This is a genomic window from Kallipyga massiliensis ph2, assembly GCF_000311985.1.
GTDB lineage: Bacteria > Bacillota > Clostridia > Tissierellales > Peptoniphilaceae > Kallipyga > Kallipyga massiliensis.
The window spans coordinates 195,924-219,082 of record NZ_HE978585.1; the positions used below are offsets into that span (position 1 = coordinate 195,924).

General features: G+C 50.7%; 18 protein-coding genes. 9 read left to right on the top strand and 9 right to left on the bottom strand.

What is annotated here, in order from left to right:
• Position 1: 1 nt before the first annotated feature.
• Positions 2–1,045 carry a tripartite tricarboxylate transporter substrate-binding protein gene (locus HGKM_RS00860; RefSeq protein ID WP_019133417.1) on the bottom strand — a complete coding sequence of 348 codons (1,044 nt, stop codon included), beginning with the start codon at positions 1,043–1,045 and terminating at the stop codon, positions 2–4.
• Positions 1,046–1,237: 192 nt separating this feature from the next.
• Between HGKM_RS00860 and HGKM_RS00865 the strand changes: the two genes are divergently transcribed.
• From HGKM_RS00865 to HGKM_RS00875, 3 genes are all read left to right on the top strand, one after another.
• Complete coding sequence (locus HGKM_RS00865; RefSeq protein ID WP_019133418.1) at positions 1,238–2,359, top strand: CdaR family transcriptional regulator; 1,122 nt, start codon at positions 1,238–1,240, stop codon at positions 2,357–2,359.
• 12 nt (positions 2,360–2,371) lie between these two features.
• A complete protein-coding gene (locus tag HGKM_RS00870) occupies positions 2,372–3,220 on the top strand; it encodes an aldo/keto reductase (protein ID WP_019133419.1) in 849 nt (282 codons plus the stop codon).
• Positions 3,221–3,768: 548 nt separating this feature from the next.
• Entirely contained in the window at positions 3,769–4,677 is a 909-nt protein-coding gene (locus HGKM_RS00875) for a DDE-type integrase/transposase/recombinase (RefSeq protein WP_425357647.1), read from the top strand.
• 458 nt (positions 4,678–5,135) lie between these two features.
• Here HGKM_RS00875 and HGKM_RS00880 read toward each other — a convergent pair whose 3' ends face one another.
• Positions 5,136–5,810, bottom strand: a complete 675-nt coding sequence (locus tag HGKM_RS00880; RefSeq protein ID WP_019133421.1) for a GntR family transcriptional regulator — start codon at positions 5,808–5,810, stop codon at positions 5,136–5,138.
• Between the two features lie 242 nt (positions 5,811–6,052).
• Here HGKM_RS00880 and HGKM_RS00885 point away from each other — a divergent pair, with 242 nt between their 5' ends.
• The 3 genes from HGKM_RS00885 to gltS all read left to right on the top strand — a co-directional run bounded on the left by HGKM_RS00885 (position 6,053) and on the right by gltS (position 9,288).
• Complete coding sequence (locus HGKM_RS00885; RefSeq protein WP_019133422.1) at positions 6,053–6,949, top strand: dihydrodipicolinate synthase family protein; 897 nt, start codon at positions 6,053–6,055, stop codon at positions 6,947–6,949.
• A gap of 19 nt (positions 6,950–6,968) precedes the next feature.
• Positions 6,969–7,904: an NAD(P)-dependent oxidoreductase gene (locus tag HGKM_RS00890; RefSeq protein WP_019133423.1), complete on the top strand. Its 936-nt coding sequence runs from the start codon at positions 6,969–6,971 to the stop codon at positions 7,902–7,904.
• Between the two features lie 136 nt (positions 7,905–8,040).
• Positions 8,041–9,288 carry a sodium/glutamate symporter gene (gene gltS / locus HGKM_RS00895; protein ID WP_019133424.1) on the top strand — a complete coding sequence of 416 codons (1,248 nt, stop codon included), beginning with the start codon at positions 8,041–8,043 and terminating at the stop codon, positions 9,286–9,288.
• A gap of 525 nt (positions 9,289–9,813) precedes the next feature.
• Here gltS and HGKM_RS08130 read toward each other — a convergent pair.
• Positions 9,814–11,937, bottom strand: a complete 2,124-nt coding sequence (locus HGKM_RS08130; protein WP_051010829.1) for a cell wall-binding repeat-containing protein — start codon at positions 11,935–11,937, stop codon at positions 9,814–9,816.
• 207 nt (positions 11,938–12,144) lie between these two features.
• Between HGKM_RS08130 and HGKM_RS00905 the strand changes: the two genes are divergently transcribed.
• Both HGKM_RS00905 and HGKM_RS00910 read left to right on the top strand, forming a co-directional pair.
• The gene (locus HGKM_RS00905; protein ID WP_019133426.1) at positions 12,145–12,645 is read left to right on the top strand and encodes a type 1 glutamine amidotransferase domain-containing protein; all 501 of its coding nucleotides are present in this window, start codon (positions 12,145–12,147) and stop codon (positions 12,643–12,645) included.
• 177 nt (positions 12,646–12,822) lie between these two features.
• Entirely contained in the window at positions 12,823–14,211 is a 1,389-nt protein-coding gene (locus HGKM_RS00910) for a serpin family protein (RefSeq protein ID WP_019133427.1), read from the top strand.
• A gap of 507 nt (positions 14,212–14,718) precedes the next feature.
• On the opposite strand, the gene HGKM_RS00915 is transcribed toward HGKM_RS00910, so the two are convergent.
• Together HGKM_RS00915 and nhaC are read right to left on the bottom strand one after the other, a co-directional pair.
• Entirely contained in the window at positions 14,719–15,228 is a 510-nt protein-coding gene (locus HGKM_RS00915) for a hypothetical protein (RefSeq protein WP_019133429.1), read from the bottom strand.
• A gap of 5 nt (positions 15,229–15,233) precedes the next feature.
• A complete protein-coding gene (gene nhaC, locus HGKM_RS00920; protein ID WP_019133430.1) occupies positions 15,234–16,769 on the bottom strand; it encodes a Na+/H+ antiporter NhaC in 1,536 nt (511 codons plus the stop codon).
• Between the two features lie 248 nt (positions 16,770–17,017).
• Here nhaC and brnQ point away from each other — a divergent pair, with 248 nt between their 5' ends.
• Positions 17,018–18,367: a branched-chain amino acid transport system II carrier protein gene (gene brnQ, locus HGKM_RS00925; RefSeq protein WP_034578860.1), complete on the top strand. Its 1,350-nt coding sequence runs from the start codon at positions 17,018–17,020 to the stop codon at positions 18,365–18,367.
• A gap of 445 nt (positions 18,368–18,812) precedes the next feature.
• On the opposite strand, the gene pepD is transcribed toward brnQ, so the two are convergent.
• The 4 genes from pepD to HGKM_RS00945 all read right to left on the bottom strand — a co-directional run bounded on the left by pepD (position 18,813) and on the right by HGKM_RS00945 (position 23,083).
• Entirely contained in the window at positions 18,813–20,216 is a 1,404-nt protein-coding gene (gene pepD / locus HGKM_RS00930; RefSeq protein WP_019133433.1) for a beta-Ala-His dipeptidase, read from the bottom strand.
• Between the two features lie 145 nt (positions 20,217–20,361).
• Entirely contained in the window at positions 20,362–21,021 is a 660-nt protein-coding gene (locus HGKM_RS00935) for a TraX family protein (RefSeq protein WP_019133434.1), read from the bottom strand.
• Positions 21,018–22,490 carry an NAD(P)/FAD-dependent oxidoreductase gene (locus tag HGKM_RS00940; protein ID WP_019133435.1) on the bottom strand — a complete coding sequence of 491 codons (1,473 nt, stop codon included), beginning with the start codon at positions 22,488–22,490 and terminating at the stop codon, positions 21,018–21,020. Before HGKM_RS00940 ends, HGKM_RS00935 begins: the two co-directional genes overlap by 4 nt.
• 32 nt (positions 22,491–22,522) lie before the next feature.
• On the bottom strand, positions 22,523–23,083 hold the full coding sequence (locus HGKM_RS00945) for a GNAT family N-acetyltransferase (RefSeq protein ID WP_019133436.1): 561 nt from the start codon (positions 23,081–23,083) through the stop codon (positions 22,523–22,525).
• Between the last annotated feature and the right edge of the window lie 76 nt (positions 23,084–23,159).

Sequence of the window (23,159 nt, forward strand, 5' to 3'; positions counted from 1 at the left end):
ATTATTTGGTCAATGTGTCTAATGAAGGAGCGGCCTTGATGAGCTTGTCCATCTTAGTGGCCTTATCCTTGATATACTTTTCAGCCTCAGCTGAAGGTTTGAAGTTAACCTTGTACTTATAACCTGTCATGCGTTCGATATAATCTTTATCTTCGGATACCTTCTTGCAAGCTTCATCTAACTGATCCAGAAGAGACTTAGGTGCATCCTTAGGTAGGTAAATGACAAAGTCTTTTGCAAAAACGAAGGGCTCACCATCAACAGTAATTCCCTGCTCAGCAAAGGACAGGTTGTCTACACCATCAACTTTATCTAGGAAACCAATGAACTTCATGGCTAACTGATCTTCTACTCCCTCCTCGGTGTACTGGAGCAAAGATGAATAGTCGCCAAAGATCACATCCGTGTTTCCATCCCAAAGTCTCTGGCTCTTTTCAGCCGTTGAACCACCAACAATGACGCTGATTTGGTTGGCAACGTTCTGCCCATAATTGTCAACTACCCAATTATAGAAAACGATAAAGCCAAGGTGAGACACAGAACCGGACTCAATGTTAACTCTAACCGTCTCATTCGGATTTGCTTTTAAGTATTCGGCCATTTCTACCATAGAATTGTAAGGAGCCTTAGCAGTGGCTGCAAAACAAGAACCGGGGTTGGAAATCATCATGGGACCAACCGTATAGTTGTCAAGGCTATACTCCTCGGGGAAACTCCCAAAGGAAACACCCAAGTAGGTCATATCATGGAACATCATAATCGTTGAACCATCGGCTTTTGCACCACGCATGGTTTCAAAGGCAGGGCCGGCACCTACAGCATCAACTTTCATGTCTGACTTGAGAAGACCACCCAGTGTTCTCATGGTGCCATCAGCAACCAGGTAGGAGTCACCGGTTGTTGATGAAGATCCGATAACCACTCTAACGTTCTGACCTTCGAAGCTGGCATCCTCGTTACCGCCACCGCCACCACCGCAGGCAGTTACAGCAATGAGAACCATTGCTAAAAGTATTAAAATAGACCGTTTTTTCTTCGTAAACATTGATTTTTCCTCCTGTTAAAGTAGTAGTTCCATTGACGTGCAAACACTTTCTTAAAAAGAATATTATCAAATTTCAATAAACAGTTATATGTTTGATGAAACGAATATTTCTTGAAATCTGATCAATAATTTGTTTCAACTGTCTGCTATACTATGTATGAAGAATAAACGTTCTTGAATGTGAGGGAATCTATGCTAGAAATCGATCAAAATATTGCCAAAAGTATTGTTCAACGCCTAAAAACGATTATTGATTATGACCTGAATTTCATGAATTCCGAGGGTCGCATCATTGCATCAACTGTAGATGACCGTGAAGGCTCCATTCACTATGGTGCTTTGGAGTGCCTGGAAAAATCTACTACGGTAGCAATTTCTGATGATAATTCCTATCAAGGAGCAAAGTCGGGGATAAATATGCCCATACGGTTTAATCGGAAAATTATAGGTGTAATTGGCATTACAGGGAAACCGGAAGAAGTGATGAAATATGGTGATATCATCCGAAAAATGACGGAGATCCTGATCGCCCAAAATTGGGTCCAGCAGACACAAAACCATCATCAAATGTTAAATAAACTCGTTATTGAGCAACTGATTAACGATATTCCTACTGATTTCGAAATCCCTTTGGAGCTCGCACAAAGTTCTCAGCACGTCATTTTAATTGGCAAGTCCAGGGATGGAAAAGCTTTCTCTCTAAAAGACAACATAAATTTAGATGTTCTAACTTTAAGTCGAAAATTTGCCAACCGAAGCATTATGGGAATTTACTACGATAAAGTCATTATTATAACAGGAATCGTTGATAAAGAGCTTCTCACCCGAGAAATAAGCCAGATCATAGATCACTTTCTGGAGTATAACTCCATTCATTTATGCTTCGGTATTAGTGATCCATTTGTAAATCTGAATAATATTCGTGCGAGCTATTTACAAGCAGAATCCTGCGTTTCCTGGATTCAAACTGATCGCCCTCATAATTATTTATTTTATAAGGATCTTGGATTGGGATTAATTCTCCAATCTGTCAATGCAGTAAATAAGAATGTCTTTATCAATAGAATCCTCGGAAATTTAAGTCATGACGAGATCCTATATTATGAACGCCTGCTACAAGCTTATACAGAATCAAATGGTAGCTTAAAGAAATGTGCTGATACCCTGTTCATCCACCCAAATACCTTGCAATATCAATTGAATAAATTAAAAAAAATGACAGGCTTTAACCCTAGAAACTTGAAGGACTATATTTCGCTATACCTGGCATTTAAATTGACCATTAAACCAGGGAGTGGACGTGATGATATCTGAAAGGAGACTTTGATGAAAACAATTGATTTTACAGATCAAGAGTTGCCAAAATTAGGAATCGGTACTTGGTTTTTGGGAGAAAACCCTAGTACAAGAATGTCCGAGATCCAATCAATTCGCTATGGCATTGAACACGGCATTCAGTTGATTGACACCGCTGAAATGTACGGGGAGGGCCTGAGCGAAAAACTGGTAGGAGAAGCCATCCAACCTTATGACCGAAGCAGTCTCTATATTGTATCCAAGGTTTACCCCTGGAACGCGAATCCGGAGCATATGGAAACCAGCGTGAACAATACTCTTCGTCGGCTTAATACTGATTATCTGGACATGTATCTTTACCACTGGAGAGGGACCACTCCTTTGAAAGCAACGATTTCTGAATTTGAGAGAATGAAATCTCTCGGAAAAATAAAAAACTGGGGTGTCTCAAACTTTGATACGGAAGATATGAAGGCACTATTATCTGAGAAGGATGGAAAACAATGTCGGGTTAACCAAGTTCTTTATCACCTAGGAGACCGCGGTATAGATTATTCCCTAGCTCCATATTGTGCTGAAAACAATATTAATCTCATGGCTTACTGTCCCCTTGCCCAAGCTGGACAAATTCAGCGTGGATTGCTTCAACATCCCAGCCTAGTTCGTCTTTCTAAGAAACTTAACCTGACAGTTTACCAATTGCTCTTATGTTTTATTCAGGAAAGGTCCAACATCATTCCTATCCCTCGCACCTCAAGCGTTGAACATATGAAGGAAAATCTTAAAACATTAGATATCCATTTACCAAGGGAAATTATGGATGAATTGGATGAGGCTTTTCCTCCGCCAAGTCGAAAGATGCCTTTAACTATTGTCTGAAATTTCCTTCTTAACAATTGAAGTTATTATTCTCAGGGTTTGCGTACCAAAAAATTCCTTATTGTTAAGGAGAGAATGGTTTGCATTTTTGTAGTTGAAACTATCATCCTTGTTTGATGATGGCAGCATGTTATATAACAAATCTAGGAGGAACATCTAAATGAAAAAAAATAGAATCTGACCGAAGATGAGATCAAGCATGATGTAGAGATTATAGAAAAGCTCAAGGCTTTTAACACCCCTACCATTACGAATGTGGTCACATACCCTAGGGATGAAAATTGCTTGGGGTTATATAATCCTTGGTATGGAAATTGGTATACCGACTCGACTCTGAAATTTATGTTCCCTGAGCTTGGACGTCTTTGTGGTTATGTGGTTACTGCAACTTATGGTCTCCTGGATCCCAATTATTCTCACGGTGTAATGTAGTAAGACATATGTGACACTTTCAAGAAAATAAAAAGAGGTGCTCTGATACAATGTGTTTGACCAAAAACTCGTTGCATCGAAAGGAGCACCTCTTGAGTACGATTATAACTGAAGAAATGAGATACCGTCAAAAAGTCTGTGAGTATGCGTTAAAGCATGGCGTGACCAAGGCAGCACGCAGGTATCATACCTACCGGCAATTTGTTTATCGCCAACTGGCACGGTATGATGGCACGGTCAGAAGTCTGGCTCTTCGCTCAAGAAGACCGAAAACAAGCCCTACCGCCCATCGAGAAGAAGAACTATGTCTCATACGTCTTATGCTGAAACAGTACGGCTTGTATGGTCTGGCAGAGGTATACGTACGCTGTCAAGAGAAAGGGTATACCCGGTCTTTTGAAAGTATGTGTCGTCAAATTCGGAAAAAGGGCTATCGAAAAGTGCAAGGCCAGCGAAAGAGTTATACACGCCATGAAGGTCTTGATGGGGAGTTTCCGGGCGATAAAGTGCAAATCGACATTAAATATGTTCCGAAAGAATGCATCCGCTTTCCAAGCTATGGACTACAGTACTACCAGATCACTGCCATTGATGAATTTAGTCGAAAGCGTGTTCTAAAAATCGTCGATGAGAAGTCGACCTATGAGACGACAAAGTTTTTAGAGGATTTAGAAGAAAGAATGGGATTTCCCATTCATACCATTCAGGTGGACAACGGTTACGAGTTTGTCAATGACGCAGACCGAACGAGTCGGGAAAGTCGCTTTGAACTGGCGGTAAAGAAGAAAGGCTGGAAACTTAGAAGAATAAGACCCTATTCTCCATGGCAAAACGGGAAGGTAGAACGAAGCCACCGAGAGGATGGAAAAATTCTTTACAGTCGACATATCTTCAGAAGAAAAAAAGATCTTGTTGAGCAGGTAAAAAAGCATGAGCAACTTTACAATACAACAGTGAAATACGTTCTGAATTTCAAAAGTCCAGAACAGGTTGTGCAAGAATATTTTGAAACCGTAGTTGCTTAGGCGACTGCTTTTTCCGAGCGAAAAGGATAGGTGCTTCCTTTCTCCTGGTCAAGGGACGCTCCCTTTGGTCGCTCTTCGCCCTTGACCCGTCAAAAAAGAAGCACCTGGAAAAGAATCGCCGGAAAAATCTAAGTGTGTCAGAACCCTTGAGCTGAATGTGTAACATATGTCTTGACAGTTAAGACTCCTGGATCCCAATTATTCTCACGGTTCCTTGCAGGTAAACCTGTGAATGTGGTAAATGCATAAGAGACAATTATCTTAAAGAAAAGCTATTCATGAAGTAAGTTAAGTCCCCAGAAGTTGGACCTAGGGATCCAGCCTTTGGGGACTTTATAATGGCAAAAACAATGAGCTGAAAAGAATTTAGAAAACATCTACTCATGAGGCTAGAATTTTGTTGATGCTCTCCCCTCCACCAAATTAAAAAAAGCCAGTGACTATCATCAAAAATCTTCTTAATGTGTAGAGTAGTTGCGTTCAGTTCCATTTTTTATATGTTCATAAACCAATGTTTTAAGAAGATCAACATCACGTTTTTCCACAGCATCAAGTATGCCCAGATGCTCCTCTGTTGAAAGCCGAATGATTTGTATTCTTTGGCTTTCATCGGCCTTCCCAAAGAATTCTCCATAAAATCGAAGTCTGACCGAATACTCCTTAATCATTAATAATGTCTTTTTTACGATATCCGAGTTTGAATAACGGTAAAGGATATCATGTAATTCCAAATCAGACTCTATATAAATTTCTTCATCATAGGGCTTTTCTAAGACAGCATTTAGCTTTTGACGCATTTCATCAATGTCTTCTTTGGGTATATTATCGATCGATAGTTCAGCTGAATACGGCTCAAGAAGCAGACGAAGTCTCATTGTTACTTCCATATCAGATATATCAATATTTGTAACAGAAGCATGTCTTCTCGGATTGAGTGTTACCAATCCGTCTTGTGCCAGCATATTCAAAGCTTCTCTCACCGGTGCAGTGCTAATATTCAATTCTTCAGTGAGTTTTGATATGTTAATCGACTCACCAGGTTTTAACTTTCCAATCACTATCTCATGCTTTAAAATTTCGTAAACTTGATCTTTAACTGTTTGTTGCTTTACAGCTAAATTATTACTAAACAAGAATATCCTCCTCATCGGCGATCGATATATGAAAATGTCTATAGAACATTTTATCTCCTTGAAAAATTTTATCACATCTTTTATTCCATGTTGATTTATATCTGTTATTTCAAGCAAAAATCAAAATAAAATACGATCATCGATGATATATCATCGATGATCTATTGACTTTACTCTTCTATCGTTGTACTATGTCTTATGAAAAGGTTTGTCACTTGCATCAGGAACCTAAGGAGGAGAACATGTCAAAGCTTTATGCACCAAAAGGGATTATCCCAGTTCCACCAACACCATTTAACGAAGACGGTACGATCAACGCAAAAGAGTACAAGCGCTTGTTGGATTATGACATTGAAAGAGGTGTTCATTGCATTTGCATAGGTGGTAGCACAGGTGAATGGTCCACCATGTCACTCGAAGAAAGAAAAGAATTATTCAAAATTGCAGCCGAGGGAATTGGAAATCGCATTCCAAAGATGGCAACAACTGGTTGCCATAGCTTAGATAAAACCTTGGAATTGACCCAATACGCTGTTGAACTCGGTTATGAGAGCATTCTACTTATTACCCCCCATTATCTCCAGCCTGGCCGTGAGGCTACAAAAGACTACTATCGGACAGTAGCTAAAACTTTCCCGGATTTGGCCGTATGCATTTATAATGTCCCCCACTGCACTAACGTTGAATTGCCGGTAGAGGATATTGTTGAATTGGCAAAGGTCCCCAATATCACCGGAATGAAGCATTGCACGGATCCGACAATTACCAATAAGATCATTGAAGGAACTGAATCCGAATATTTCGAGAGTACAACAGGCAGAGAAAACATGATTCTTGCCAACCTTTGCCAAGGTGGAAGTGGCGGAATGGGTGTAATGTGCACCATTATGCCTAAAGAATTAGTTAAAATGTATGACCTGTTAATGGAGAATAATTGGGAAGAAGCTCTTAAGATCGATAAGTCTCTCCGGAAACTTTCCATTTTAATTGAAGCCGAACCAAATCCTGCCCCTGTTAAAGAAGTTCTTAACATGATGGGATTTGATTTTGGTGCTCCTCGTCTCCCCTTGCGGCCTTGTAGTGACTCTCTAAGAGAAGAACTTCGTAAAGAGCTTAAGAAACTTGGTTACGATCTTTAAGCAATAAAGGGGGCTGATTATGCCAACCGTTTTAATCACAGAACCTATAGCTGAGTGTGCGATAGAGTCTTTAAAAAACAAAGGTTATAGAGTTGCATTTGAGTATGAGGAAAATGGGCCTAATTATTCAACCGAAGATGTGATAGCCGTAATTAACCGCCTACATCCCATTAATAAGGAATGGATGTCTCAGTATCCTAATTTAAAGATCATATCCTATCATGGCGTTGGATACGATGGCATCGATCTAGAAACGGCCAAATCACGCGACATCTGTGTCACTATTACGCCTGGGCAAAATTCTTTGGGAGTGGCAGAATATACTATCGCATTGATTTTGGCACTTTCAAAGCAACTAACCTCGGTAACAGAGGATTATAAAACAAAAGGTTATTCTTCAAAGTATGATCATACTTCTTCAGAGATAACCGGAAAAACTCTAGGATTAGTTGGGTTAGGAAACATAGGAATGCGGGTTGCTAACATTGCCCTAAATGGTTTCTCAATGAAGGTTCTTGCCTACGATCCTTTTATTAAAAAAGCTCCAGAAAGGATTGAGTTGGTTGATGACCGGAATGTCATTTTTAAGGAAGCAGACTTCATCAGTTTACATCTGAGTTTAAATGACAAAACCTATCATAGCATTGGTGACAAAGAATTCGAGGCAATGAAATCAAGTGCATTTGTTGTGAATTGCTCCAGAGGAGCAATTGTCGACCAGAAGGCTCTAATTCGAGCCTTAAAAAATGGAAGAATCAGCGGTGCAGGTTTGGATGTCACGGATCCTGAAAAATGTGAAACTGATGATCCTCTACTTCATATGGACAATGTTATTGTAAGCCCACATATCGCCGGCTCAAGTAATGAATCTTTGGAACGAGTTGCAAATATGTGTGTCGATAATATTGAAAAGTTTTTTGAAGGTGGCGATCTTTCAGGAAAAAGAATTGTATAAAAATATACTACCTCTTATACGATTTAATCCTGTGTAGCTTAATGATGAGCTAAACAGCAAGGTGATGTTTTGTTCATCAAAACTTCATCTTGCTGTTTTTTATTCCTACTTAAATATAAGGTAAAGGAGGAAATACATGTCGTTCTCTATAGTAGACGGTATAGCAACAATTCATTTAGATGCGATTGGAACCCTCGCCCTATCACTAGTCCTATTACTCTTTGGTAGTTATCTTAGGAATCATGTCGCCTTTTTAGAGCGTTTTTGTATACCCGCACCCGTTGCCGGTGGATTTACTTTTTCTTTTATCCACTGCATACTTTATATGACCGGCATCCTCTTCTTTGATTTTGATACAGCTTACCAGGCTCCGGCTATGATTGCTTTTTTCACCTGTGTTGGACTTGCCACAAGCGTTACTGGCTTAAGGAAAGGTGGGAAGGACATCATTGTCTATTACATATTATGTTGTTTACTAATTGTTGCACAGAGTGCAATTAGTATTGGACTTTCTTTTGCCACAGGTATAGAACCCATATATGGTTTTTTGGCAGGATCAACAACAATGGTAGGCGGTCACGGAAACGGTGGATCTTTTGGTCAAACAATTACCGACATGGGCTATGCTGCAGGATTAACTGTTGGAATGGCTTGTGCTACCTTTGGTTTAGTCAGTGGATCCCTCCTAGGAGGTCCGTTTGCCAATCATCTCATTAATAAATTCAAGCTTGATCCCAGTAAAGCAGATACATCTTTCGATGGTGCTTTAGAAGAAATCGATGAAGATACCATCATAGCAAATCCCCATGCAAATTTAATAAAACATATTGCCCTTGTCGTAGTGATCATGACGATTGGCGGGTTTATTGTTGATAAGGTATCTACTTTAATTAATGGCGTAACCTTGCCTCCATACGTTGGTGGGATGTTCCTCGGCGTAATTGTAAGAAATATTAACGAAAAGACTAAAATAATCGAAATTGATCAACACACTGTTGATGATATGCAAGATGTTTTTTTAGCCGTTTTTCTATCGATTGCAATGATGTCCCTCAAACTTTGGGAGTTAATTGACTTGGCAATTCCTCTGCTAATAATCCTCTTTACTCAGGTTATCTTTATTGTTACATATGCCAGATTTATCTGTTTCCCGCTTTTAGGGAAAACCTATGATACAGCGGTTATGTTAGCCGGTTTAGTCGGGCACGGCTTAGGTGCTACACCAAATGCCATTGCTAATATCACATCTGTCACTGATAAATATGGTCCATCAAAAAAAGCCATGTTCATTGTTCCAATCATTGCAGCTGCTTTCCTCGATTTATTCCTTCTTCCAACGATTGTCATTACATTTAATATTGCTGTAAACCTAATGGGCGGCTGATTATTAGGATAATGGTAAAATAACCATCACAACCAAAGATATAAACAAATCCATCGAGTTAAAACTTGAAGAATTATTCTCACATAACTCCGTGAAGTACACCTTGACTATTAGATTTAGATGAAGATAGTAAGAGAACAAATAAATCACTCCCCAAACCTTCTTCTGGTTTGGGGAGTGATTTTACTGGCCGATCCCAGGCAGTTCGGGAGGGGGGGGGAGATGGCCGTCAATAGTGTTAGTTTGGAAAATATTGAAAACCACCACTATTATTTTGGCATCTGGAGTAGTGGTGATTCGCCAAAAAACTCCAAACCACTACTACCCACAGCTCAATTTCATAGTGGTGATTCGCCAAAAAACACCAAACCACCACTATCCACGGCACGAATCTATAGTGGTAGTTCGCCAAAAAACGCCAAACCACCACTACCCACGGCACGAATCTATAGTGGTGATTGGCCAAAAACGCCAAACCACCACTACTCACGGCACAAAACGAATCGTAGTGCTTCACCCCCCCCACTAATCCCACAAAGCCCACTCCACCTTTTCGCCAATCGCCGCCTTTCCCCCGATCATGAGGAAGTTGGTGATTTGGGTGGTTTGGATGTAGTTGGAGATGGCGGCGGGCAGGCTATCCTTGGCCGTCAGGAGGATGGGGGCGCCCTGGGCGGCGGCGACAGGGCCGATGACCATAGCGTCGGCGAAGTTCTCTCCGGAGGCGACAAAGGCGGTATCTCCGGCACCAAGGGTTTTGGCGACCAGGGCGGCTGTCTCATACCGAGTGGACCCGCCAATCCGGGATAGGGTCTTGGGGAGGCGGGCTTCTACGGCGGAGGATACGGCCGCATCGCCACCGATGATGTGGACTCCGGTAACGCCCAGGCTCTTGATGGCGGAGGCAGTGGAAGCCGGGAGTGCGTTGGGGGCCGTCAGGAGGATGGGGGCGCCCTTAGCACCGGCAAAGGGGGCAACGGAGAGGGCATCGGCGAAGGTCAGGCCTGTGGCGACCACGGCCTCCTTGGCGCCGGATAGGGCAACCACCCTGCGGGCCATGAGGGCCGAGGTCTCATAGCGGTTGGATCCCCCGATCCGCTCGACCTTGCCGTCCTTATCCAGGGCAGCCGCCTCTCGGGCCAGCTGGTCGGATAGGGCGGAATCTCCTCCGGCCAGGATGATGTCCTTGGCCCCAATCTTTTTGATGGTGAACTTGACCATGGGGTCCAGGCGGTCCCGGTTGACCAGGAGGATGGCGGCCCCTTCCTGGTGGGCCAGGGGGCCGGCCGAGAGGGCATCGGCAAAGAGGTCGGACCGGGCCAGGATGACCTTGTCGGCCTTCTTGATGGAAAGGGTGGCCACCTTGCAGGCCGTCTCAATCCGGTTTTCCCCGGTGATCCGCCCCACATGGATGTCATTGAAAAAGTTCTTTTCCGGGGCAGCAAATTCATTGAGGAGGACGCCCAGACCGTTGGCAACCGACCGCTGGCTCCCGTCGGAGGGCCGGTTGATGACCCGGGTCTTAGCTGCTCCGGGCTCCCGGACCACCATGGTCGTTGATCCGCCACCATCAAAGTTGACGGCATCGCTGGACCCGATGTCCCGCATGAGCCGGGCCAGCTGGACCATGGTCATGCCGCCGGACCGGCGGCTTCTTCCGTCCACGACCACCATGAAAAGCTTGTTCCCTTCGGCGTTGGTTCCCACGGCTGTCCGGGGGTGGACCTGGCGGTCCTGGATGGAGATTTTCCCGCCGGTCAGGATCCGGTGGCCATTGGCCATGACCAGCTGAGGATCGGAGGTCAGTTCGCTGGATAAACGGTAGGTAATACTGACCTGGTCTCCCACCTGGAGAGCCTTGAGGGCATCCATGGAGGCCCCACCGGGGGAGGCGATGACGATTTGTCCATAGGGGATGGCCTCCCGAGAGACTTCCTGTACCTTGATGACCTGGAAGTTCTCATCCAGAAAAGCTTCCATCCCTTCCTCATTTTCAGAAAGGCGGGCGTAATTCCCCCACTTGTCGGTATAAACAGCGAAGGTTCCCTTGGAGGCCGCGTTCATGTTCACCGAATTGATCATATAGGATTGGTCAGCGATGGTGACGCTGCCTTTCAGCCGAGTCTCCCCCATGTGGACCCCGCCCTGGCCATCAATGACCAGGGAATCCCGGGTCCGGTGGGACCAGGCGTTGAGGACCTCCCGAGTTTCGTCCTGGCTGTTTCCGTTTGGGGTGCCAGACGTCCGCATATCGAAGAAGTCCCCATTGATGGCCCCGGCCAGGTTGGCCTTTTCATCCGCCATATGGGTTAGGGGCCGACGGCGGTTGACCTTGCCGTTATAGAGATAGTCCAGGCTGACGTTCTCATTGGTCAGATCCGCCTCCAGGATGGCCCCCATGGTCGGGCGGCCCTTTTTGTCGACTCGGGTGAAGCGGGTGAGGATGAGGCCGGGGCCCAGCTCCTTCTCGAAAATCCGGGTCAGGCGGGCGGTCCCCCCATCCGTCAGGTCATAGCGGGGCCGCTTGGCCAAGGTTCGGTCCAGGCGGTAGGCCTGGGCCTCCTCCCCGAAGGGCAAGAAAAAAAGAAGGCCGGCCAAAAGGAAGGCCAGAAACCTTCTTCCTTTATGGTGTGCAGGATGTTGATTCATTGATTCCTCCCATACTTTTCACTTCCCGCCTCTTCTCTTCAATAGAAAGAGGGGCAGGATTCTCTTTTTCGTTACTTTTGTTCCCAATATACCACAAAAGGGAGGTGGAAATTCTTCAACTCGTGAGTAGAATTCTCGTGAACACCAGTTGGATAAGATCCTTTCGGGTATGTAAAGGAAGAAAGCAAACGAACAGAGGAGGTTCTGATGAAAATTCTAGCTTTTGTTGCTGATAATTTTGAAGACTGCGAGCTCATCTATCCTTATTATAGGGTTCAGGAAGATGGCCATGAGGTCACTTTGGTGGGCCTGGAAAAGACGACCTACCGGGGCAAGAAGGGGGACTCCCTGACCGCCGATAAGACCTATGATGAGGTCGATATGAAGGACTACGACGGCCTGATCATCGCAGGGGGCTTCATGCCCGACCGGATCCGGACCCACGAAGGCGCTGTCCGGATCACCCGGGATGCGGTCCTCCAAAACAAGCCCGTAGCTGCCATCTGCCATGGTCCCTCCATGCTGGTGGAAGCCGGTATCCTCCAGGGTCGGAAGGTGACTTCCGTTGAAAACATCAAGACGGACCTCATCAACGCCGGCGGCAACTATTCGGAGGAAAAAGTCGTTGTTGACGGCAATCTGGTTACCGCCCAGAGACCGCCCCAACTCCCCCTCTGGATGAAGGAATTCACCGCCCTGCTCAAGTAAAATCGCCACTTTCCTCTGAGAACTCCATAGCAAACCCGCTCGACCACCCGGTCGGGCTTTTATTCGCCCTTTTTCTTTCCTCACAAATCCGCCATTATTTTTCTCCGGCCCCACCCTATAATAAAAACAAAGAAAAGGATTCCACGAAAGGTGAATCCTCATGGAAAGGAGTTGACCATGAACAAACAAGAAAACCGGGACAAGGGCTTCCGCCTCCTCCGTCCCCTAAAGAAGCCCATGGCCATGAGCCTGGCCCTCCTCCTTGGCTTGACCGCCTGCGGATCGACAAAAGATCCCGCCCAAGCCCCCAGCCCACTGGCGGGCAAGGAAGTCTTAGCCCTGGCCGCCCCCTTGGAAGTCCACCAGCACCCGGAGGCCTCGGGGAAATATGATGACAAGCTTAGCGAGGCCTACCGGGAATTTTGGAACCGGCTGGACAAGGAAGTCCAGGAGTCAAAATTTAAAGACCCCCTCTACCGCTACACGGAAAAGATGAACCGGATCCTCATGAGCGAGGGAAAAGATAATGTGGTCTACTCCCCCCTCAACACCTACATGTGCCTCTCGGTCCTGGCGGAAGCGGCCGGCAGCAAGACTCAGGAGGAAATCCTCAAGGCCCTATCCCTGGACTCCCCCGAGACCAACCGGAGAAACAGCCGGGCCATGACGGAAATCTTCAACTACGATGACGGCCTCCTCCACATCCAATCAGCTAATGCCGTCTGGATGAATGAGGCAGTCAAAGCTCGCAAAGAAGGGCTGGAGTCGATCAACAAGGACTTCCGGGCCTCCCTCTTCCAGGGAAAGATGGGGTCCCCTGAAATGGACAAGCTCCTCCAAAACTGGCTCAAGGAAAACACGGGCGGCCTCCTGGATGACCAGGCTAATGAAGAAAGCCTAAACCCTGAGACCGTCTTCGCCCTGACCTCCACCCTCTATTTCAAAGGAGCATGGAATGAGGTCTTTGAGAAGGCCATGACCAAAGACGAGACCTTCCACGGCGTCGATGGAGACCAAACCCTCCCCTTCATTCACGCCGAACGGATCGATACCATCTACCAAGGCAAGACCTTCGACGCCCTCTCCCTCTCCTTCGGTGGGCCCGCTCGACTCTGGATCATCCGGCCCAAGGACGGCGATTTCGATGCCCTCATCCAATCCCCCGACCTGACCCAGCTCCTCTCCGACCCCGACAACTACCCCAACCAGGCCACATGCGATGTCCGCATGGCACTGCCCAAGCTTGACCTGACCAACAAGTTCTCCCTGGTGGAGGTCATGGAGAAGTTGGGCATCCGGGAAGCCTTTGATTCCCAGAAGGCCGACTTTACCGGCCTCCTCAGCCCGGAAAGCCCAGCCTACCTGACTGAAGCCTCCCATGCCACCCGCTTCATGATGGATGAAGAAGGGGCCAAAGCCGCCGCATACACCATCATGAAGACAGAAATGGCTATGGAGATTCCGGACAAGGTCTACGACTTCAAGGCCGACCGCCCCTTCCTCTTTGTCCTAACCGCCTTCAATGAAAGCCCCCTCATGGTGGGCCGGGTCAACAGCCTGCAATAGACCTTGAGAAGGGGGCCGGCAGCGGTGGTTGGGGCGCCGGCAGTTGGGCGCCGGCTTGCCCTGGAGGACATGAGGACAACATTCCGCCCTATTTCACAAATCCACGAATAGGGCAGTGAAGGAAATACCCCTCTTCCCGGCATTTTCGCCATTTGGACGGGTATCGCCATACCCCTCTTCCCGCCAATTTCGCCACTTGGAGGGGTATCGCTAGACCCCTCTTCCCACCAATTTCGCCATTTGGAGGGGTAGCGCCATACCGCCCCTTCCCGCAGTTTTCGCCATTTGGAGGGGTAGCGCCATACCGCCCCTTCCTGCCGTTTTCGCCACTTGGAGGGGTGTTTCCATACCCCTCTTCCCGCTGTTTTTGCCACTTGGAGGGGTATTGCCATACCGCCCTTCCCGCTGTTTTTGCCATTTGGAGGGGTATGAGCTCCCGCCAGAACGCCCCCCAGCGCTCCACACCAAAAAGAAGCGGTGCCCGATTCGGACACCGCCTCTTTTTTGCTACTTATTTTTCTTCTTTTTCTTGAGCTTTTGGCTCAGCTTCTGTCGGTAGTCTTTCCCATCGTAGATCCGGATCTCGGGTTGGTATTCCCGAGCGAGGTCCAGGATCTTCTTCCGGTCGGCCGAGGGAAAGGTCACCCGCTTGGTGACGTCGCCTCGGGTGAAGTAGAAGATGTTCTGGTCGGCTTGGCCGGGGATTTTCTCATAGGTAATGGCGTCAAGGTCCGACCAGGGGATCAGGCGGTGGTTGGTCCGAAAAATCATGTCGGCAAAAAACTCCAGGCCACGGGGGGTCACTGCGGCGTAGCGCTTGGTGACCAGGGAAAAAAGGAGGAGTAGGCCCAGGATAATGGTGATCTTATACCGGGTCAGGAAGGCCATGCCGATCAAGAAGAAGGCCATGATCACCCCATATTTCGCCACCCAGGGCTTCTGTCCTGAATATTGGCGGCTGACAATTTTGGGGGCCTGATCTTTCCAGGGAAAGTCATGGTGAGAAAAAGCGGACATGAAACTTAGGCCTGAACCTTGGGGATGGTCCCGTTTTCACGACCCTTGCGGAGGGCTTCCATAGCCACCTCATGAGCCTCTTCAGGCGCACCGGCGACCTTGCCCTGTCTGGTTTTCCCAAAGATGTTGGTGTAAGAACCGTCAGCCCAGAAGATATTCCGGCCCATGAAGGCAGTGAGGGCAGCGTAGATGGGGTTCAGGAGGTTGACGAAGGCGAAGGGGAAGAATTTGAAGGAATTCACACCCAGGGTCTTGGATTGATAAGCACCGCATGCGGTCCAGGGGAACATAACAGCCCAGAGGGTACCGGCATCTTCCAGAGTCCGGGACAACATGTTCCGGCTCAAGCCCATTTCGTCATATTTATCTTCATACAGAGGAGCAGGAACACCAATGCCGAGGAACTGGTCGCACATGGCGGCGTCGCAGAAGATGGAGGTCAGCATGGTGGCGAGGATCAGGGAGCCCACAGAATGGATCCGTTGCTTGAGGTGACCGAAGAGCTTCTCGACGATCCCGCAGCGCTCGAGGGCACCACCGAAGGAGACGGCCAGGATAATCAGGTTGATGGTCCACATCTGGTTGTCCATACCACCTTTTGCTAAGGCTTCATCAAGGAACTCGTTGCCCGTTTCGATGGAGGGGCCATAGTGGAGGATGGTGAAGGTGTCACCCACACTGCCGCCCCCTTGAAAAATATAGGCGAAGAGGACACCGGTGGCCACGGAAATGAGGACGCCAGGCAGTCCGGGAACCCGGAGGAGGCAGACCGCGATGACCACCAGGATAGGCAGGAGAACCAAAGGGTTAGTGTTGAAGTGATCAGCAATAGCTTGTTGGATTCCACCGGCAATGGTGGGATCGTAGCCGGCTTCGGAAACGTTGAAGCCGATGATGGTATAAATAATTAATGAAATCAAGAAGACCGGGCCGGTGGAGGAGATCATGGCGGCGACGTGGTCGAAAAGACCGGTGCCGGAAACGCCGGCGGCCAGGTTGGTGGTGTCGGAGAGGGGGGAGAACTTATCGCCGACATAGGCGCCGGAGATAACCATACCGGCGGTGATGGCGGGGTTCATGCCCAAACCTTCACCGATGGTCATGAAGGCAATACCGATGGTAGCGGTGGCGGTCCATGAGGATCCGCAGGCCAGGCCGACGATAGCGACCAGGATGCAGCCCACCGGAAGGAAGAGCTTGGGTGAGAGGAGGTCCAGACCGTAGTAGATAACAGCCGGGATGGTTCCGGACATCATAAAAGAGGATACCAGGAGACCGACGGTGAAGAGGATGAGGATGGCCCCCATCGTTGCAGAGATACGCTCCATAATTCCGTCCATCATGTCATCAAATGAATGACCGCAAATAACTCCGATAATACAAGTCACGATCGTCGCGAAGATGAGGGGCATATGGGCCGCGTCATAATCTTCGTTACTGAAGCCGAAGACGTAGACCATGAGGCAGACCATTACCAGGATAGGGATGATGGCTTCCAAGAAGCTCGGCAAGCGGACTTGCTTGGTGTCTTTGTTTGACATCGTTTTGTCCTTTCTAGTTTCATAGGGTTTCGGTTGGCAGTGAGGAAACCTTTTTTACTCCTCCGTTTGAAAAGGATTTCACTATGACTATAGTAAACATGGAACGTCTACTTAGCGTTTACTTGTCAAATTTTTTCCTCATTCTCACATTATACATTATTTGGTATAATTAATTCATTCAAATTTATTTGGCCCTATCCCCCAATAAGGGAAGGCGGGCCTAAGCTTTTATCAATAAGGAGTTCGCCGTGAAAAAACTAACTCGGAAACAATCCCTGACTGTGGGCAGCCTTCTCTTCGGTATGCTCTTCGGATCCGGGAACGTCATCTTCCCCCCCATGCTCGGACAAAACGCCGGAGGGTCCTACCTCCCCGCCGCCATCGGCTTCCTCATCGCCGCTGTCGGACTCCCCATCCTGGCCATCATTTCCTTTGCCCTCTCCCGCAAAGAAACCCTCAAGGACTACGCCGGCCAGGCCGGTCAGGGATTCGGCCTCTTCTACACCCTCCTCTTACTCCTGACCATCGGCCCCCTCTTCGCCATGCCCAGAAACGCCACAGTCGCCTTTGAGGTGGGGATCAAGCCCCTCCTTTCCGGAGAGGCCACCCTCCCCCTCCTCATCTACTCCCTGGTCTTCTTCAGCCTAGCCCTCTACTTCTCCCTCCGGCCGGCCAAGATCCTTGACGTCATCGGCCGCTTCATGGCCCCCCTTTTCATCTTCCTCATGGGCATCCTCCTGGTCATGAGCTTCACCAACCCCATGGGCAACCCCGCCTCATTCGAGGCCCAGGGGGCCTATGCCCAAGCCTCCTTCCCCCAGGGCCTGATCGACGGCTACCAGACCATGGACGTCCTGGCCTGCGTCGCCTTCGGGATCACCATCATCACCACCATCCGCCAGCTGGGCATCCGGGATGAGGCGGACATCGCCCGGGAAACCGGCCGGTCCTCCCTCTTCACCCTGGTCATCATGTCCATCCTCTACCTGGGCCTGACCTACATCGGCGCCTCCTCCATGGGGATCATGCCGGGACAGGAAAACGGCGGCCAGGTCCTCGTCCTCACCGCCAAGCACTACCTGGGCAACCCCGGCCTCTTCCTCCTCGGCCTCACCATCACCGTCGCCTGCCTCAAGACCGTCATCGGACTGGCCGTCTCCATCTCCCAGACCTTCGTCCGCCTCTTCCCCCAGGGCCCCTCGGATAAAGCCTGGACCCTGACCTTCATCGGCATCGCCTTCCTCCTCGCCAACTTCGGCCTCAACGCCATCATCAAGCTCTCCGTGCCCGCCCTCATGTTCCTCTACCCCCTCACCATCACCCTCATCCTCCTCTGGCTCCTCAACGCCATAGCCCCCCTCAAGAAGGCCGCCTTCACCCTGACCATCATCCTGGCCGCCATCCCCGCCTTCTTCGACTGCCTGGCCGCCAGCCCCGAAGCCATCGCCAAATCCGCCCCCATCACCGCCCTCCTCGCCTTCCCCGAAAACTTCCTTCCTTTATATAAGCTGGGCATGGGCTGGCTGGCCCCCGTCGCCATCGCCCTCGTCCTCTCCCTCCTCTTCCTCCGGAAGAAAGAGGGTGCGCCGGCGGCCTAAGGGCTCCACATGGCCCCCTTTTTCCTCGATTCCGCCAAATGAGGAGGCTTCCAATGGCCTCCCTTTCCCCCAATTCCGCCGGATGAGGCGGCTCCGCATGGCCTCCCTTTCCCCCGATTCTGCCAAATAAGGCGGCTCATGAAAGCCTCCCTGTTCCCCAATTTCGCCAGATGAGGAGGCTCCGCATGGCCCCCTTATCCCCCGATTCCGCCGAATGAGGAGGCTCCGCATGGCCCCCTTATCCTCTGATTCCGCAGGATGAGGCGGCTTTGCTTGGCCTCCCCTTCCCCCGTTTCCCCAAATAAGGGGGCTTACAGGCGGCCCCACATCGCCCCCACCACAAAGCAACCCCCAGACCCGACCTGAGCGCATTGCAAATCCGAAAGGATTTGCCTAAGCGAAGGCGGGACTGGGGGTTGTTTTGCTAGACCTGGGGGTTGCTCTCTTACAGGGCTTTCAAAATTTCCTTCACATAGGCGAAGGTCCGCTCAGCGGAAGCCATGTCCAACCGCTCTTTGACGGAGTGGACGTCGTACATATTGGGACCGATAGAGACAAATTCGAGTTCGGGCCGCTGGTCATAGATGCAGCCACATTCCAGTCCGGCATGGATAACCAGGACTTCCATGTCCTTGCCGGTGACTTCTTTGTAGTTCCGACAGCAGGTGTCCCGGAGGGCCGACTCCTCCATGAAGCCCCATGCGGGGTAGACGGCGAAGGTCCGGGAGGCCAGACGAGCTTGGTCCGCCGCCTCATCCACCTTGGCCCGGAGCTTGCCCAGGTCCACTTCTTCCGAGGACCGGAAGGAGATGACCACCTCAACCTCCCCATCCTTCTGGTCGATGATGGCGATGTTGGATGAGGTCTGGACCAGGTCGCTGTTTTTTAGGTGGGCGAAAACGCCATTGGGGATGGTGGTCAGGAAGCGGAGGAGGTCTTCAGAAAGACCGGAGGCCCAGACTTCCTCGGGCATAGCGGTCTCTTCCAGGTGGAAGGCCGGGCTTCCCTCCAAGTCGCCATGGTCCGCCAGGACCCCGTCCAGGACAGCCTGGATATCGGCTTGGGACTTGTCGGTGACAAAGACCGCCTCGCTCCGGGAGGGGATGACATTGTCCAGGCGGCCCGAGGTTAGGGAGGCCAGCTGGACCAGGTCCGTTCCATAGATAGCCTGGAGGGCCTGGGCCATGAGGATGATGGCATTGCCCCGGGGCTTATCGATATCGGAGCCGGAGTGACCGCCGACCAGGCCGTCCAGGACCAGGCGGTAGGCGGAGCCGGCCTGGGGGGCGGTGGTTTCCAGGGACCGGGTCAATGAGTAGGTGAAGCCTCCGGCAGAGCCGGCGGTCAGGACCCCCTCTTCCTCGGAGTCCAGGTTGATGAAGCGACTTCCCTGGAGCTTGTGGGCATCGAAGTCCAACATGCCGGACATCCCGGTCTCCTCATCGGTCGTCACCAGGACCTCCAGGGCAGGGTGGGCCAGGCTCTTGTCCTCCAGGATGGCCAGGGCCATGGCAACGGCGATTCCATTGTCCGCCCCCAGGGTGGTGTCCTTGGCCTTGAGGAATCCCTCCTCCTCGACCAGCTCAATGGGGTCCTTGTCGAAGTCGTGGTCCGACTCCGGCGTCTTCTCGCAGACCATATCCATATGGCCCTGGAGGATGACCCCCTCATGGTCCTCATAGCCCGGGGATGCAGGCTTGCGGATGAGGATGTTCAGGGCCTCGTCCTGGTCGACTTCCAGGCCCATGCCCTCAGCCACTTCCTTCAGCCAATTCGATACCCGCTCCTCCTTCTTGCTGGGGCGGGGGATTTTCGAAAGTTCCTTAAAATAATGCCAAACTCTGTCCATGCATTTCTCCTTCCACGGGGCCTGAGGTCCCTGATTTATTCATGTAAGCTAGTAAACATTCGTCGTGACGAGAGGGCCTGGTCAAGGGCTATCCGACCCGACCCCCTCCTGCCTCCCCATTATACCAAAAGACCCCGATGCCGACTCATGAGAACCAATACTGGCTGAGGAGGCCGATGACCAGGAGGTGGGCCGGATAGAAGACGTAGAAGAAGTACTTGATCTCCCGGCCCCGCTGCCCGTTGTAGAAGCCGGTCAGGAGGACCCCCAGGGCGGCCCAGTTCTGGTAGAGGTTGGCCGCCGCCACCAGGCCCTTGCCACCCCAACCCAGGTCCCGGCAGAGGTAGAACAGAAAGATGACCAGGACTCCGTAGAAACCATAGTCAGACCCAGCGAAATGAGCCAGGGCCATGGCCCCCGCTACGCCCATGAGGCGGAGGAGGAAGGGCCAATCTTTTTTATTGTAGCTGGCCAGAGCAAGGAGACCGAAGAGGAGGGTGAAAAGGACGTTTTGGCCCTCCATGGAAAACCAGGTCCCTGTGCAGAAGAAGTCGAAAAAGGGCTCGGTGGCCAGGGCAAAGAGGGCCATCCGGCCCATATACCGGGCCAGGTTTTTCGTGTGGACAAAGCCTTCGACCAGGAGGAAGCAGAAGATGGGGAAGGCCAGCCGGCCCACCCCCCGGCAGAGGGTGTAGAGGACCATCTTGTCCGGATCGGCCAGGCCCACGTAGTAGACCAGGCCGTAGCCGATATGGTCAATCGCCATCGTAAGGATGGCGATGAGCTTGAGCTGAAAGCCGGTCATCGGTCCTCCGCCTTGACCCCTTGGACCTCCTTATCCGGGTCCCGGAAAAAGGACCGGACGAGGGCATCCCCGTGGCGCTCCTGAGCCAGTTCTTCCTCCGCCAGGCCCAGCTCCCTGGCCAAGATCCCCGGCACCTTCTGTCCACACCGTCTCCCCTGGCAGGGGCCCATGCCGGCTCGGCACCGCCGCTTGACCCCATCCACCGTCTTGGCCCCGGCCGGCCGGTGGATGGCCTCCAAAATCTCGCCCAAAGAGACCTGCTCGCAGAGGCAGATGATCTCCCCGTAGTTGGGATCTTCCTGGATTTTCTTAGCCCTTTCCTCTTCCGGCAGGTGAGCTACCCGGTCGATCCCCTTTCGCCGGCCGACATAGTCCGCCTTCTCCGGGCCATCAAAGCCCATCTCATGGAGGAGGCCGTCCACATACTCGGCAATGGCCGGGGAGGAGGTCAGGCCGGGAGATTCGATTCCCCCCACCTGGATGACCCCCTCCATCTTCTTGGAGGGATAAATCATAAACTCATGGGTATCCGGCTTGGCCCGAACCCCGGTAAAGACCCGGATGGAGGTCGACAAGTCCAGGTCAGGCACCGACTTTTTGGATAGGCGGTCGACCAGGTCCAGGGAATCCTCCATGGTGTCCGTCTCCAGCTCCGAGGTGATGGCCGAGGCCGTGGGTCCGACCATAGTATTCCCCTCATAAGTCGCCGTCACCAAAATCCCCTTGCCCTTGGCCGTCGGGGTCTGGAAGACCACGGTGGAAATCTCCTGGTCTGCCTGCTTGCGGAGGATCCGGTAAACCCCCATGGTGGGGATGATGGAAAAGTCCTCATCCCCCGCCATCCGGGCGACCTCATCCGAGTGGAGGCCGGTGCAGTTGACCACAAAGCGGGCCATGAAGTCCCCCTGGTTGGTCTTAACCCGGACCCCCTCATCCGTTTTTTCCAGGCCGACGACTTCCCGCTCGGTGAAAAGCTCCACCCTGTTTTCCAGGGCGTTTTCGATGAAGGCATAGCACATGCCGAAGGGAGAAACTACTCCCGAACCCGGGCACCAAAGGGCTGCCACCACTTTATCGGAGAGCCGGGGTTCGATCTCCCGGGCCCTCTCGCCGTCGATGAGCTCCAGGTTCTCCACCCCGTTTTCCGTCCCTCTTTCCATGAGCATATCCAGGGCTTCCCGGTCCTCATCATCAAAGGCCACCACCAGGGATCCGATCTCCCGGTAGACAAAGTCCAATTCCTTGGCCAGGGCCGGGATCATCTGGTTCCCCCGGACGTTGAAGCGGGCTTTTAAGGTCCCGGGCTTGGCATCAAAGCCCCCATGGACAATGGCCGAATTGGCCTTGGTGGTCTCCGTGCAGACCTCGACGTTCTTTTCGAGAACGGCCACCTTCCCTTCATAGCGGGACAGGCGCTGGGCTAAAGCACAGCCGACCACTCCACCGCCAATAATGATAACATCGTACATTCTTTCCCCCTTTCTCCTTACCAAAATCTTGCCTACTTCTGCCTTTCCAGCCACTCGGACCGTAGTATGGCGTAGCAGATCATATCCCCGATCCCCTGGTTGGACTTGCCGGCCTGGCGGAGGACCCCCTCCCGGACCATGCCCGCCTTGACCATGACCCGGCCGGATGCCGGATTGTTGGAGTCATGCCGGGCGGCAATCCGGTTGTAGTCCATCTCCCGGAAGAGGAAGTCGACGGCCCCCTTAACGGCCTGGCTCATATAGCCCCGCCCCCAAAACTTCCGGGCCAGGCAATAGCCCAACTCGCAGGCCATGATGTCCTCATCCCGGCTAACCACATTAACCGACCCGATGGCTTCCTGGGGCTTGGTCTTCTCCGCGATGGCCCAGTTGGCCCCGAAGCCCTGGTTGTCGAAGGCAAACTCCGTGCAGATCTCCAGGGACTCCGCGATGGATTCATGAGGCGACCAGGTCAGGAACTTGATCACCTCCGGATCCTGGGCCCAATTCCGGAACATGGCCGGCGCATCCGAAATCTGGAAGGGGCGGAGGATGAGGTCCTCCGTCGTCACCACTTGTACTTTTTTCCGCATAGTCTACTCCTTTTCTTTCTTGCTTCTATTATAAGGGATTGGGCGGGAGGCCTGGCAAAAACCTCATGAAATTACC

Coding starts and splice junctions, on each gene's coding strand:
- HGKM_RS00865 (WP_019133418.1), top strand. CDS start 1,238: ATGCTAGAAATCGATCAAAATATTGCCAAAAGTATTGTTCAACGCCTA.
- gltS (WP_019133424.1), top strand. CDS start 8,041: ATGTCGTTCTCTATAGTAGACGGTATAGCAACAATTCATTTAGATGCG.
- HGKM_RS00905 (WP_019133426.1), top strand. CDS start 12,145: ATGAAAATTCTAGCTTTTGTTGCTGATAATTTTGAAGACTGCGAGCTC.
- HGKM_RS00875 (WP_425357647.1), top strand. CDS start 3,769: ATGAGATACCGTCAAAAAGTCTGTGAGTATGCGTTAAAGCATGGCGTG.
- HGKM_RS00910 (WP_019133427.1), top strand. CDS start 12,823: ATGAACAAACAAGAAAACCGGGACAAGGGCTTCCGCCTCCTCCGTCCC.
- HGKM_RS00885 (WP_019133422.1), top strand. CDS start 6,053: ATGTCAAAGCTTTATGCACCAAAAGGGATTATCCCAGTTCCACCAACA.
- HGKM_RS00935 (WP_019133434.1), bottom strand. CDS start 21,021: ATGACCGGCTTTCAGCTCAAGCTCATCGCCATCCTTACGATGGCGATT.
- nhaC (WP_019133430.1), bottom strand. CDS start 16,769: ATGTCAAACAAAGACACCAAGCAAGTCCGCTTGCCGAGCTTCTTGGAA.
- HGKM_RS00860 (WP_019133417.1), bottom strand. CDS start 1,045: ATGTTTACGAAGAAAAAACGGTCTATTTTAATACTTTTAGCAATGGTT.
- HGKM_RS00890 (WP_019133423.1), top strand. CDS start 6,969: ATGCCAACCGTTTTAATCACAGAACCTATAGCTGAGTGTGCGATAGAG.
- HGKM_RS00940 (WP_019133435.1), bottom strand. CDS start 22,490: ATGTACGATGTTATCATTATTGGCGGTGGAGTGGTCGGCTGTGCTTTA.
- HGKM_RS00870 (WP_019133419.1), top strand. CDS start 2,372: ATGAAAACAATTGATTTTACAGATCAAGAGTTGCCAAAATTAGGAATC.
- HGKM_RS00945 (WP_019133436.1), bottom strand. CDS start 23,083: ATGCGGAAAAAAGTACAAGTGGTGACGACGGAGGACCTCATCCTCCGC.
- HGKM_RS00915 (WP_019133429.1), bottom strand. CDS start 15,228: ATGTCCGCTTTTTCTCACCATGACTTTCCCTGGAAAGATCAGGCCCCC.
- pepD (WP_019133433.1), bottom strand. CDS start 20,216: ATGGACAGAGTTTGGCATTATTTTAAGGAACTTTCGAAAATCCCCCGC.
- HGKM_RS08130 (WP_051010829.1), bottom strand. CDS start 11,937: ATGAATCAACATCCTGCACACCATAAAGGAAGAAGGTTTCTGGCCTTC.